At 40.4% G+C, this 13,737-nt stretch carries 12 protein-coding genes; 2 read left to right on the forward strand and 10 right to left on the reverse strand.

Annotated features, from left to right (window positions below):
• Positions 1-15 precede the first annotated feature (15 nt).
• The 6 genes from CRO16_RS14810 to CRO16_RS14835 all read right to left on the reverse strand — a co-directional run bounded on the left by CRO16_RS14810 (position 16) and on the right by CRO16_RS14835 (position 5,541).
• Positions 16-786: a carbonic anhydrase family protein gene (locus CRO16_RS14810; protein ID WP_097057188.1), complete on the reverse strand. Its 771-nt coding sequence runs from the start codon at positions 784-786 to the stop codon at positions 16-18.
• A gap of 144 nt (positions 787-930) precedes the next feature.
• Positions 931-1,533: a superoxide dismutase family protein gene (locus CRO16_RS14815; protein WP_097057189.1), complete on the reverse strand. Its 603-nt coding sequence runs from the start codon at positions 1,531-1,533 to the stop codon at positions 931-933.
• 115 nt (positions 1,534-1,648) lie between these two features.
• On the reverse strand, positions 1,649-2,866 hold the full coding sequence (locus tag CRO16_RS14820) for a bifunctional alpha/beta hydrolase/OsmC family protein (RefSeq protein WP_097057190.1): 1,218 nt from the start codon (positions 2,864-2,866) through the stop codon (positions 1,649-1,651).
• 148 nt (positions 2,867-3,014) lie between these two features.
• Positions 3,015-3,851, reverse strand: coding sequence for a hypothetical protein (locus CRO16_RS14825; protein WP_097057191.1), 837 nt, complete (start codon positions 3,849-3,851; stop codon positions 3,015-3,017).
• Positions 3,852-3,875: 24 nt separating this feature from the next.
• Entirely contained in the window at positions 3,876-4,508 is a 633-nt protein-coding gene (locus CRO16_RS14830) for a hypothetical protein (protein ID WP_097057192.1), read from the reverse strand.
• Positions 4,509-4,665: 157 nt separating this feature from the next.
• Positions 4,666-5,541, reverse strand: coding sequence for a diacylglycerol/lipid kinase family protein (locus CRO16_RS14835; protein ID WP_097057193.1), 876 nt, complete (start codon positions 5,539-5,541; stop codon positions 4,666-4,668).
• Between the two features lie 64 nt (positions 5,542-5,605).
• Between CRO16_RS14835 and CRO16_RS14840 the strand changes: the two genes are divergently transcribed.
• Positions 5,606-6,568, forward strand: a complete 963-nt coding sequence (locus tag CRO16_RS14840; RefSeq protein ID WP_097057194.1) for an App1 family protein — start codon at positions 5,606-5,608, stop codon at positions 6,566-6,568.
• A 35-nt stretch (positions 6,569-6,603) separates the two neighbouring features.
• On the opposite strand, the gene CRO16_RS14845 is transcribed toward CRO16_RS14840, so the two are convergent.
• The 3 genes from CRO16_RS14845 to CRO16_RS14855 all read right to left on the reverse strand — a co-directional run bounded on the left by CRO16_RS14845 (position 6,604) and on the right by CRO16_RS14855 (position 10,691).
• Entirely contained in the window at positions 6,604-7,965 is a 1,362-nt protein-coding gene (locus tag CRO16_RS14845) for a M28 family peptidase (RefSeq protein ID WP_097057195.1), read from the reverse strand.
• Between the two features lie 97 nt (positions 7,966-8,062).
• Complete coding sequence (locus CRO16_RS14850) at positions 8,063-8,329, reverse strand: YtxH domain-containing protein (protein WP_097057196.1); 267 nt, start codon at positions 8,327-8,329, stop codon at positions 8,063-8,065.
• Between the two features lie 145 nt (positions 8,330-8,474).
• Positions 8,475-10,691: a bifunctional alpha,alpha-trehalose-phosphate synthase (UDP-forming)/trehalose-phosphatase gene (locus CRO16_RS14855; protein WP_097057197.1), complete on the reverse strand. Its 2,217-nt coding sequence runs from the start codon at positions 10,689-10,691 to the stop codon at positions 8,475-8,477.
• Between the two features lie 95 nt (positions 10,692-10,786).
• Between CRO16_RS14855 and CRO16_RS14860 the strand changes: the two genes are divergently transcribed.
• Positions 10,787-12,604: a glycoside hydrolase family 15 protein gene (locus CRO16_RS14860; protein ID WP_097057198.1), complete on the forward strand. Its 1,818-nt coding sequence runs from the start codon at positions 10,787-10,789 to the stop codon at positions 12,602-12,604.
• Here CRO16_RS14860 and CRO16_RS14865 read toward each other — a convergent pair.
• Complete coding sequence (locus CRO16_RS14865; RefSeq protein ID WP_245859079.1) at positions 12,555-13,475, reverse strand: mechanosensitive ion channel family protein; 921 nt, start codon at positions 13,473-13,475, stop codon at positions 12,555-12,557. The two genes, CRO16_RS14860 and CRO16_RS14865, sit on opposite strands and share 50 nt — an antisense overlap.
• Positions 13,476-13,737 lie beyond the last annotated feature (262 nt).

Here is a 13,737-nt window from a genome sequence, read left to right on the forward strand (position 1 = left end):
TTTATATTCTGTTTTCTACAGAAATTTTACTGTTCCGTTGGAAACGTCATAGAACGCACCCAGGATCTTGATATCGCCGTTGTTTTCCAATTCAGCAATTATTGGACTTTTCTCCCTCATCTCTTCAATGGTGTGTCTTACATTATTTTTGATCACTGCATTGACGTAGTCTTCATTTTTAATGCTTCTTTGATCTTCCGGAAATCCATCGGTGATTGCTATTGCGGGTTCTATATGATCCAGTAAAGCTGTGATATTCCCAAGTTTAACTCCTTCAATAGCCGATTTTACTGCACCGCAATTCTTATGTCCTAACACCACCAATACTTTTGATCCGGCTACCTTGGTAGCGTATTCCATGCTTCCCAGCATTTCCGTATCTGCAAAATTTCCTGCAATTCGTCCAACGAAAAGATCTCCTAGCCCCTGATCGAATATTTCTTCGACGGGTACACGGCTGTCAATACAGGAGAGCACCATTCCTTTTGGATTCTGAGCTTCACCGGTTTGAGCTATTCTGGTTTGCCTGTCCCTTAAAGTAAGGCTGTCCTTAATATATCTTGTATTTCCTTCATGAAATTCTGCCACAACATCATCAGGTGTCAAGGCATCTCTTTCTTCCGCAGTAAGGACGCGGTCAACGTGTTGTTCCTGTTCATTGTTGTTAATTGTTACTTCTGTGTCCTGGGTTTCCTCCACTGGTTCATTCGATTCCCCGGTTTCTCCACATGAGGTGAAAAGGAGGGCGGTAAGAAATATGTAAGTTAAAAGATTCAGCTTTTTCATTGTTTTCTTTTTTATTGATTTACAATAAAATAACTTACTAAAAACATCAAGGAATCTCTGTTTAAGCCTTGCAAAAAGTGACTTAAACTTCAATAAAAAAAGCGGCTATTAGCCGCTTTTTGTTAAATTTTCCTATTTCGGAAACTATTCTACGATCTCTGCACAACCTACACGAGAACCTGCGTCTCCACTAGGTTGAGAAGTGAAATCATCTTCTCCGTCATGCACTATGACAGATTTTCCTAAAATATTCATTTTTTCATCTTCACAACCAATACACCATTTATCTGTAGTGAAGGTTATACTTCCGGTACCTTCTGAATTGACATCAAAATTACCAATGTCTCCCCTGTGATAGCCGTTGCTGTCTCCCCACTTTCCGTGGTCCTCAAAGGTTGGATTCCAGTGACCTCCTGCCGAAGAACCATCATCTGCCGAGCAGTCTGCATTTTCATGAATGTGAATTCCGTGCATTCCTTCTTTAAGTCCGGATACTTCAGCTGTCATGGTTACTTTTCCATTCTCCTGAGTAAAAACTACCGTTCCTGAAACGTTGCTCCCGCTTCTTGGCTCGATTTGAAGTGTAAGTTCTTTATTTTCACTAGTGTCATCAGCTCCTGCTTCTTCCTCATTCTGAGTCAGATTAGTGTGCTCATCCACCCTTTCATCAGCTGTTTGATTTTCATTTTTACAACCGGTAAATACAAGGGCGGCAGAGAAAAGTATTGATAATCCTATTCGTTTCATATGGTTAGTTTAAATTGTTAACAAATCTAAATTATACCAAAAGGCTTCTACAGCCAAAATATTAAGGAGAGCTTAACAATTTCGGATTCGGTTAAACTACTACTCCCGGAATCAATTAGAGCGTGTTTTCCAGCTTTGTTTCTATGGTGGATTTGGATGAAAGTGATTTATGTACCGGACATTTATCTGCGATTTCAAGCAACCTTTGTTGTTGCTTTTCATCAAGGTTTCCCCTCAACACAATCACTCTTTCAAAATGGTCAATTTTAGCACTGCTGCTTTCGCAATTTTCACAGTCTTCGGCGTGAATTTTATGATGATCTACATGAGTTTCCACATTTTCAAGATGCCATTTTTTTCGGCGGGCATACATTTGAATGGTCATTGAGGTACAGGCTGCCAATCCTGCCGAAAGATAGTCATAAGGAGAGGGTCCTAAGTCTTCGCCACCAAAAGAAACAGGTTCATCTGCTATAAAATAATGTCTGCCGGCCCTCATTTGAGTGGTAAAACCCTCTTTTCCAAGATTAGCCGCAACCTCATATTCTGTAACCAGTTCTTCGTCTTCAGGGATCTTTAAATAGCGTGAAGCCCAGGAAGCTATTAGGTTTCCCGCATAAATTGAATCTTCTTTATTTGTAAGGAGGTGATCTGCCCCATCCAGAGAAACAAAGCTTTTGGGATGCTTAACGCTCCTGTAAAGATCTTCGGCGTTACTTACTTCTACAATTTTGTCTTGTGGAGAATGCATGAATAAAAACGCCTTTTTTAAGCCCCTCGCAAATTCACTTAAGTTGTGGGTATTTATATCTTCCAGAAAATCCTTTTTTATGGTAAAATTTCTACCTCCCACATTCACCTCTGCCACACCTTTTTCCCGGATCTCCTCAAGATTAGATCTAAGCAAATGTTTCACATGTACAGGGGAGGAAGGAGCACCAATGGTCACTACAGCTTTAACCTGGGGCAATTGTGCAGCAGCAAAAATTACAGCGGCGCCACCCAGGGAATGCCCGATTAAAAGGGTAGGAGCGGAATATTTTTCTTCCAGGTATTTTGCAGCCGACATAAGGTCTTCCACATTTCCTGAAAAAGTAGTGTCGGCGAAATCCCCGTCGCTTTCTCCAAGACCGGCAAAATCAAAGCGTAAAACTCCATAGCCATTTTTTGAGAGGGCCCTGGAGATATTCTTTACTGCAAAATAGTTCTTGTTGCAGGTAAAACAATGGGCAAAAAGCACAAAGCTGTGAGGCTGTTTATTTAGGGGAAGTTCCAGATATCCGGAAAGTTCAATACCTTCGGAATTCTTAAAGGCGATTTTGTTATTGTTCATTGGAGTGGGTGTAATTAAAAAAGGCTATTCAAAAAGCATTATTTTGATTCTGTTCAAAAACCTGGGAGATCTTAAGTGGCTCTTCCATAATTTCTGAAGCTCAGAATTAATATTGCTTTTTAAATAGCCTTAGTAAAACTTCTAAGGATTATGAGTTTCTGTCTCTGTCCCTGTTTCGGAATCTTTCGTAATCAAATTCTCCTCTATCATAGAAGGAATCATTATCGGCTATACGACCGGTGTTTCTTTCGGAGTGGGTACCGCTTTCACGCCCTGTAAGGCTGTCACGATCACGATCTGTATCTCTGTTTGCAGATCTGCCGGCGATGTGTTCACTATCATCATGTGACAAATCTCTGTCTCTGTCCCTGTTACGATCGGCTTCCTGCATTCTTCTTCTCTCTTCGTCAAGAGAAGTTTCTCTGCGGGTGGTACCGGTATGAGTTCCGGTAATGTCGGAATCTGTTCTTCCTGTTCCTACATTGCGGTCTCTGTCAAAATCACTTCTGTCCCTGTCATTGTCATTTCTATCTCTGTCAAAGTCTCTGTTATAAGACTCAAGAACGACAACTTCATAATCCCGGTCTACATCATATCCTTTTTCCATTCGCTTGGTCTCGGCAAAGGTCTGGTGATTTAGCCTGTCTGAATAAACATATTTTTCGTCCAGATTTAACCTTGCCATCCCGATAGGTAGAATAAGATGATTCTCGCCGTCTTTGTTGATAAACTCATGAACTTCTGAAGATGACTTTCCGTATGGATCGTGGTTTGCATCAATTATAGATTTATCTACCTCTATATCCAAATATAAAACTCTCTTTTTCTCCTTACTTACCAGTAGATTATCAACTTTTCCAATGGTGCGGTTATCCACATCTTTTACTGTCCATCCCCTTACATCGGGATCATCGCTGTCTACCTTAAAATCTGAAAGTTCATTCAGGTAATACAAATGCTTTCTATGTTCTTTTCTATCTGTCATAATTCTCCTGTTTTTTTATTTTGATTAGCTCATTTTTTCCAAGACATCACCTGCCTCATCAAAAAACTTTTTTATCTGGTCCTTTTGGTCCAGAGTTGGTGTAGTTGCATTAATATTTTGCGCAGCCGTTTTAACTTCGGTTACGTCCTGCGATAGATTAGGAAATTTGTCTTTCTGCATCTTTTCCATCACTTCGGCCAACTTAGTTCCTACAGATTTGATCCTGTTTGCGTGATTTAAAGCCATAGGATCTTGCTGAATTGCCTGGGCATCTGCTCTCACAGCCTGCATATCGGCACTAATGTCATAATTGATTTCGTCAGCTTTGGCCTGTACGGCGTTCATAAGTTCGATGATCGCATTGTTGGTATATTGATGATCAATACCCATTTTCTCATCATTGTCGATGTAGGCTAGATAGCCTTGCACACCTTGTTCAGTGGTACCCAGAGTGTCGTTTTCTGTTTCCCAGGTGGTGGTGTCGGTTTCATCCTCCCATACTGTTCCTTCTTCAACCTGTTCGGTAGTGGTATCATCCATGTCGTCATCATTGTCGTCATCAGCAAATACTAAAAAGTATAAGAGTGCAAGAATAACGAGAGCCAGGATAATCCACGGCCAAATTGGTTTTTTCTTTTCGATCTTAATCTCTGCCATAATTTTTCTTATTTATTAGTTAGATTATTGACTTTCTAAATTACTCATTTTGAGCCCTATTTTATTTAAAGCCAGCCTAAACTAATGTTAATTGTGCACTAAAAGGACCAAAAGATTGCAGTTATTCCATCGATTCCCGGAAGTCTTCTTAAATAATTTAAGGAATTGCAATTTTCATTTTTACTGAAGCGATCTTTGCCCGCACTTCTTTTACATCCCCACGGTATTCTCCATCAATTTGAAAAGGAATATTTTTACTGCTGGTAATTCTTGCCTCAACTGCAGGAATGATCTCTAAAAAATCTTCGCTAATTTCGACGTCTTCCCTAAAGGTTTGTAGAATTTGAGGAATATTGAATTCCTTGAAGATGAGGATTTCAAATTTCCCATCATTGTACTTTCCATGTGGATTAATTGTCGCACCGGTTCCATATTTGCGAGCGTTGGCAACAGCAATAAGCACAGCCGTACGTTTGAATATTTTTCCATTGGTCTCGATTTCAAATTCAAAGGGGAAATCGCTGTTTATGAGAGTAGGAATACTCTGGATGAGATATCCAAGTTTACCTCTAATGTTTCCCTCGTGGTAGTTTTTGATCAGGGCAGCATTTAGGCCAATGTCGCTAATGTGTAGACAAAATTCCCCGTTAATCAAGATAACATCAAATTGGGTGTATTTTCCCCCCAGGGCAACTTTCGTAAGCTCAGAAATATCCGCAGGCAGGTCCAGGTTTTCCGCAAGGCCGTTGGCCGAACCTGCCGGGAAAATTCCAATAACAATATTTTCTGATTGTGTAACTTCAGCGATGAGCTTAATAGTGCCGTCTCCACCCACCGATAAAATACGTTGAGGGGCATAAGTTTTTACTACATCTTTTAAAGCTTTTTTGTCATTATGACCTGAGGTTTCAAAAAGTCTGAAATCTAATCCTCTTCGACGGACCTCTTCTTCTACTTCTTCAATAAATACAGATTTGTCTCTGCCTCCCGAAATAGGATTGACAACCATTAAAACCCTATTAAAATCCTTCATTGTATTGAGCTTGTTGCTAAAAATAGCTATTTTACAGAGCACAGGCAGTTAAAATATCTTTAATATGAAAATGGACATTAAGTTGTACAGGGGCTATGTCAATGACCAGGAGCTGGTTGTCTTTGGACATGTATTTAATTCCTGGGCTCCCGATAAATACGAGATTGATCGCCGTGGATACAGACATGCAAAATCCGTGTATAAAATGTTCACTATTGATCCAGTCAAAAATGCTACCGTCCAACTGCGCTTTAAAGATCTTGAAGTAGTTACCAAGACTCTGGATGACGGCTACTTCAGGTTTAATATTCCTTATAACAGATTTCTCGATAGCGGCTGGCATCCTTATTCGGTTTCGTGTAAATTAAACGGAAAAGGAATGGTAGAAAGGGGAGAATTGCTCAAACCTTTCAAAAGTAAACTCGGGATTATTTCAGATATTGACGACACCTTTTTAATTTCACATACCCACAATTTTTTTAAAAAGCTCTACGTCATCCTTACCAAGAATATTGATAACCGTGAAATTTTTGATGATGTAGTGCCGCATTACCAGGCTTTAAGTCGGGCAGGGCAGGAGGAGGGACAATTCAATTCCTTTTTTTATGTTTCGAGCAGTGAATGGAATCTCTATGAATTTATCTTACAGTTTGCAAGAAAACACGAACTTCCCAAAGCTATTATTAAACTTAAGGACATAAAAACCGGGCTGGGAGATTTTCTATTTACAGGCCGGGGGGGTCACGACCACAAATTTATAAAGATCAAAGACATTATTTCCTTTTATCCCCAGTTAAGATATGTACTAATGGGGGACGATTCTCAACATGATCCCTTTTTGTATGAACGCATCGTCAAAATGTTTCCCGTCAATATTAAAGCTGTTTATATTCGTCAAACCAGCCGAAGACAAAAGGAGAAAGTTATAGAGGTGCTTGAAAATCTTGAAGACCTGGGGATCGCCACCTGTTACTTTCAGGACAGCGGAACAGCAATTGGGCACTCAAAAAAAATAGGGATCGTTTAGATCCCCATTTTATTTAATCCTTCGGATGAAAAATTTTATTCTCTAAAAGTTCCTGAAGGGAATACTACTACACTTTCATTGCCATTCTTTCCTACAGTGGAAACCCCAAAAAAGGAATTATCTATCACTATTCCTTTTAAAGTAAATTGATCAACATCTCCAACATACCTGGAGTGTTCCCATTGAGGAGCAGTAGTGTCTCTCCAGTAGATCTTATATCCTGCTACGTTTTCTCCTGAAACTTTTTCCCATTTTAGTTTTGCTGAAGGTTCCACGATACCTCCAATTTCTACCTTTTTAGGAGCGGGAGGAGCCCAGGCAAGACTTGCCATATTTATTGCGTTTACTGCAGTTAATTTGGCAGCATAATCAAAACTCACATGTTCTACAACATCTCCATACGCTATTCCGTTTTCGGTACGAATATCCTGGTGCTGCTGATCATAGTTTTCATGTGCTTCCATGATCCTTATACCCGCAAAACCTAAATCGTTGAAGGGTCGGTGATGCCCGCCTCTTCCAAACCTATCCAGCCTGTAAACCATCATTGGGTTCATTTCCGGCATGTAGGTTTCCGTTGTTTTATGCACATAACGTGCAAGTTGCCTCGATATGCCGTCAACTTCACCTCCATAAAACCTTCTCATGTTTCTTTCTCTCTCAGTTTCAGTAGGAGGTACCGGTTCAGAAAATATCCTGAAGGTCCTGTTGTCAATAACTCCATCAACACCTTTGATGTTTCCTATCATGTCGTTATTGAAGACCCCTATAATTTCCCAGCCTTTTTCCTTAGCCATTTTTGCGAAACCCTGACCTCCAAAAAGGCCCTGTTCCTCGCCCGATAATCCCAGGTAAATAATACTGCTTTCAAAATCATAATTTGAAAGCACCCTGGCGGCTTCCATAACTCCGGCCATTCCGCTGGCGTTATCGTTTGCTCCCGGCGCATCGGTTTCAAAATCCATTGTGTTACTGGCGCGGGAATCTATATCGCCGCTCATGATGATGTAACGGTTTGGATACTTTGTACCTTTTTGAATGGCAGCAACATTCACGATCCATGCTTCTTTCGGAATCCTGTTCCCATCATCTGGGGTCACGAAATCCTTCTGGTAAAAAACATCAAGACAGTCATCACAATTTTTGGAAATACGGTCAAAATCAGCTTTTATGAATCTTCTGGCAGCACCTATTCCCCTGGTATTTGAAACAGTGTCACTAAAGGTGTTACGGGTGCCGAATCCGGCAAGGGTTCGAATGTCCGCTTCAATACTATCGGCAGAAACTGATGCTATGATGTCGTAAATTCTTAGATCAACTTGTGGTGGAGCAGCTTCCTGAGCTACACTATTAAAACCTAAAAAGAATAAAGTGGCGAAAAGGGTATTTTTAATCATGTTTTCTGTTTAAATTTCTTTTGCTGTACAAAATACTAAATTAAAGGCAAAAAAAAAGCTGCAGGAACTGCAGCTTAATATTTCATAAATGAGTCAATTAATAGATGATCTTATCATCACCATCAAGGTTGGATTCCAATTGTTTGGATTTCCCCCTCATTTTGGATTTAACTGAATCATATCTGTGAGAAAGGTTATCAGCCAGGTCATTGTACTTGTTTTTGGCTCCGTACATGTACTCATTGCTTTTTTCTGAAATACTCTTACGTGTGTCCGCTCCTTTTTTAGGGGCGAAAAGTATTCCTGCTATAGCGCCGATTGCGGCACCTGAAAGTATTCCTGCTAAAATTTTGCCTGTTTTCATGTTGATTTGTTTTCTTTTTGAACAATAGTTAAATATCTTGCTAAGATACTTCTAATTAAAGGTGTTGTAAGGTTATCCTTAGTTAAGTTTGCTATAAAAATCCTTAATTTTTTAGCTGATTTTTAACAAGATTTTCCTGAAATCTTCAGCGGGTAAGGCTAACAAATTGGTCTATTAATTCCCTTACCTCATCTACATTATCCACGAAATATTTCGCTTCGGTTTTGTTCATGCCCACTTTAACAGTGACGGTTTGATCGGGAAGTTCTGTAAACAGAAATTCATCGGTCCAGTCGTCTCCAATAGCGAAAATAAAATCATATTTTTCCACCAGTAGTTTGTTGGCGGCCTTTCCTTTGTTTACGCCGCTGTTTTTAATCTCCAGTACTTTGTTTCCCTGTAAAACACTTAGACCATGGTTGGAGATCATATCTTTCAATACTGCCGAAAGTTCGTTGGCTCTAACATCTCCTAATTCAGGATTGGCTTTTCTGTAGTGCCAGGCCAGGGAATAATTCTTCTCTTCGATGAAGGTGCCTGGAGTTCTGTCAACATAGGTTTCCAACACAGGCCGCACACTGGTCATCCAGCTATTGTTAAGATTTTCTGTGAGCTGCCATTCCTCCCGCACCGGTCGGTTCCACACCCCGTGTTCGGCAATAAGTTCAACAGGAACATTTTTCCACCAGGTCCCCAGAGTTTCTTTGTCTCTACCGCTAATAAGAACCACTCTGGTATTTTTTTGTTCTCCCAGTCGTGAAATGAGTTGGATCAAATCAGGATCGGGCATGGCTTCTTCTGGTTTATCGACAAATTTTCTTAGGGTGCCGTCGTAATCCAGGAAAAGGATCCTTCTTTGTGCAGCACTGTACTTGTCAAAAAGGTCTTTTTTAATATTTTCTGTCAATTCAATGGCCTTAAAAGCCTTTTTGGAATCCTTGGTATTATCAAGGCTTTTCATGAAATCTTTAGCCCATTTTTCGACATTATATCTTTTTAATCTTTTTTGAAGCAGTTTATTTCGCCTTATCTGTTCCTCTTCGGGCATTTCAAGGGCGAGTTTAATCGTATCAACTATTTGTTCAAAATTATTAGGATTGATGATCAAGGCCTCATTTAATTCGTGTGCTGCACCTGCCATTTCGCTCAGTATCAAAACTCCGGTTTGATCGGTTCTGGTCGCGATGTATTCTTTGGCCACCAGGTTCATTCCGTCCCGTGTTGGGGTAATAAGGGCAACATTACTGGAGGTGTAAAGATCTATGAGATTGTCAAAAGGCATAGAGCGATAAAAGTACCAGATAGGTGTCCAGTTGATTGTTGCGAATTTACCATTGATGCGGCCCACCAGTTCATCGATCTCTTTTTTGAGAAGCTGGTATTGCGGTACATTGGTCCTGGAAGGTACAGCCAGCATGATCAATCTTACCTTTTCCTGATATTCAGGATATTTTTCCAGAAAATATCCAAAGGCCCTAATTCTGTTTGCTATTCCCTTGGTATAATCCAACCGGTCTATAGAAAGTATAAGTTTAGTGTTTCGGGTAACATATTTATGATAATCCAGCTTCTTCTGAATATCACTATTTTCACTTCGCGGCTGCGCCTTATGATCTTTTGCTGCTTTCCTGAATTTTTTATAGTCTATCCCCATTGGGAAAGAGTCTGATCTCACCACCCGGTTTCCGACATTCACACTGTTGAAGTTGATATCAAGCCTAAGAATACGATTTACAGACCTTAAGAAATGCCTTTCATAATCGTAGGTGTGGAAGCCAATAAGATCTGCACCCAACATTCCTTTTAGCACCTCCTCCCTCCAGGGCAGAGTCCGGAAAACTTCCGAAGAAGGGAAAGGAATGTGATTAAAAAAGCCAATGGTTACTTTTGGTTTTTTCCTGCGAATGTAATCGGGGAGGAGTAGGAGCTGATAGTCATGCACCCATACTACGTCATCATCATTAAGTCGTTCTACAACTGCTTCAGCATATTTTTCATTGACCTGTTTATATGCTTCCCAATGTTCATTGTGAAACTCGGTATATTCCATAAAATAGTGAAACAGCGGCCAAATGGTCCTGTTGCTAAAGCCATAGTAGAATTTCTCGATCTCTTCAGAAGTTAAGGAAACCGGTACACATCTTTGCTTTTTGACCTCCGCTTCGACTTCATCTTCCAGCTCCGCGGGGATATCTTCTTCAGCAATACCTGTCCAGCCAATCCAGATGCTGTCACCTTCCTGGTGGAAACTTTTAAGACCGGTGGCAAGGCCACCTACACTGGGAGTTACTTCTACTTTATTATTTTCGGAAATATTTATTTGTAAGGGTAGGCGATTAGAGATAATTATTGTTTTACCCATAATGTTTTTTCAGCACGTTCTATCTAATTCATTTTCCTTAAATTTCCGAAATTTAAAAGAAGCACCCTACCATTTTAAAAGAACTTTAAGACTACATGAAGACATTAGATTACGGGTTGATCGGCAACTGCCACAGTGCTGCATTAATCTCAAAATCGGGCTCCCTTGACTGGTGTTGTTTGCCCAATTTTAACTCCGCCTCGGTCTTTGCCAAATTGCTAGATTCCAACAAGGGAGGACATTTCTCCTTTGAGGTTGACGATACATATACGATTTCTCAAAAATACCTCTGGAAGACTAATATTCTGTGTACCACTTTTGCTTCGGAAGCTCATGCCTTCCAGGTAATTGATTTTATGCCACGGTATCGTGAGGAGAATGGATCTTTCTACATGCCTCCCGATATTGTTAGGTTCGTTTATCTTCTGAAGGGGAATCCGAAGATGAAAGTGCATTACAGGCCGAAACTGGATTATGCACGGGAAGAGACTTTTACCGAAAATCACCGTTACTACCTGAAGAGTTTTACCAAAAAAGGAAAATATGATTCTCTATACTTGTATACAAGCCTTGGATTGGATGAGGTCCTGAATGGGGAAGAAATCACCCTTTCCAAAAATGAGTATTTTCTTGTAGGTTATCATGAGAAGCTTAGGGAGCAGAATCTTGAGAGGGCATATTTGAAATTTCAGCGCACCAAAACCTATTGGATGAACTGGAGTGAATCCACCACCAAATTCCCTTACTACGATGAGCAAATAAATCGCAGTGCTCTTGTCCTTAAGGGACTTAGCTATCAAAAAACAGGGGCTGTGCTTGCTGCAGTGACGACTTCTTTGCCCGAAACCGTGGGAGAGGTACGTAACTGGGATTATCGCTTTTGCTGGATAAGGGACGCATCCATGGTAATTAAGGTGATGAATAGCCTGGGGCATAAAGAATCTGCAGAAAGCTTTTTACAGTTCATCATCAATCTTATCCCCGAAAAAGATGAGAAATTGCAGATCATGTATGGTATCAATGGAGAAAAAGAACTTACAGAGCAATTTTTGGATCACCTGGAAGGCTATGAGGGTTCCAAACCTGTACGTATAGGAAATGCCGCGTACATCCAAAAGCAGAATGACATCTATGGAATTCTCATGGAGGTCATTTATCAACAGTTCCTGCAATTTGAAACCACCCTTGAAAATAGTGAAGAGCTGTGGACCATCGTCCGCGGAATTGTGCGTATCGTAGAAGAACACTGGAAACAACCGGATAAGGGAATATGGGAATTCAGGACAGAAGAGCGCCATTTTACTTTTTCCAAGTTGCTTTGCTGGGTTGCCGTTGACAGAGCCGTAAAAATTGGGGAGATCCTTCGAAACGGGATCAATGATCAAAAATGGACAAACCTTAGACAGGAGATCCATGACGATATTTACCAAAATGGCTGGAATGAGGAAATGCAGGCTTATACCCAGTCGTATGGTTCAAAAGATCTTGATGCCTCCACCTTGCTCATGGAAACCTATGGGTTTATAAAAGCTAAGGATCCCCGGTTTGTAAGTACCGTAAAAGCGACTGAACGAGAGCTGTGTTATAACGGTCTCCTTTTCAGGTACAGGAACCAGGATGATTTTGGAATTCCTTCTTCCTCTTTTACTATATGTACCTTTTGGTTTATCAATAGCCTGTACAAAATAGGAGAAAGGGAAAAAGCGATGAAGATGTTCGATGAGCTGCTTTCTTATAGTAATCACCTTGGATTATTTAGTGAAGACCTGGATTTTGAGACCAAACGCCTGTTAGGGAATTTCCCGCAGGCTTATTCTCACCTGGCATTGATAGAAACTGCTATGAATTTTTCCCAGGGACTTTCTACCGAAGCGCGTCTGAAGGTTCTTTTGAGTGAGGAAGATCTTCTTTAATTTCCAAACGAGTACGTGGTAAACTGTCAGGGTAATTCTCTTTAATGTATTTAATGAGATTTTCCCTGGCATACACCCGTAGATCCCAGGCAGTAGGTGCATCCTGCGCACTCATTAAGGCTCTCAATTCCATAGTTTTTTCGGTCATGTTGGTCACCTGGATCACGTTGACCTTTCTATCCCATAATTCTGTTGCATTAAGGAGGCTGGTAAGTTCTTCCCTGAGTTTTTCAATGGGTAGATCGAAATCGGTGTAGATGTAAACTGTACCCAGGATGTCTGAAGAATTGCGGGTCCAGTTTTGAAAAGGTTTTTCTATAAAATAGGTCGTAGGCAAAACAAGGCGGCGCTTATCCCATATTTGAACCACTACATAAGTAAGTTTTATTTCCTCGATGCGTCCCCATTCTCCTTCAACGATCACTACGTCATCAAGCCGAATAGGTTGTGCTATGGCGATCTGGATTCCGGCAAAGATGGTCCCGAAAACCTTTTGGGCGGAAAGTCCCAGAATTATACCGGCAATTCCCGCAGAGGTGAGGATGCTCACCCCAATTTCTTCTACCCCGTCAAAGGTGAGCAGTGCTATTCCCAAACCAAAGAGCACTACTACGAAGATGGCTATTCTTTCAATAATATTGAATTGAGTGTAAAATTTCCGTGCCCGGAGATTGTTGGTCTCGCTGACATCAAACTGTCTTAAAAATTTATTTTTTGCGATCCTAATGGCAACTATAATAAACCAGGTAAAGCTAAAGATCAGTAAAATGGAACGCACATGTTGTAAGAAATTTACCTGCTCTTCATCTGTAATGATTTCCCGGTTAATAAGCCCGGCCTGAATGGCCACTGCCAAAAAAAGAGTGATCATAGGAATCTTTAATCTGCTGGCTATGTTGTGAGGAAGTATGTTGCGCTGATCTTTACCTAACTTTTTAAGTAAAAAATGCAATAAAAAATAAAGAACAAATAAACCCGCCAGAAAAATTAGAATATTTCTTGTGGAATCTTCCATGTGTCTTTTTCATTTTTCATAAGCTAAAAAATGCCTGGCACTTAAGCTGTTAAAGAAATAACAAAAGAAAAAGGCCGCCCCAGGGCGACCTTCAACAGATTTAATGATGCAAATTAAA

The sequence above is a fragment of the Salinimicrobium sediminis genome (assembly GCF_900215295.1).
Classification (GTDB): Bacteria; Bacteroidota; Bacteroidia; order Flavobacteriales; family Flavobacteriaceae; genus Salinimicrobium; species Salinimicrobium sediminis.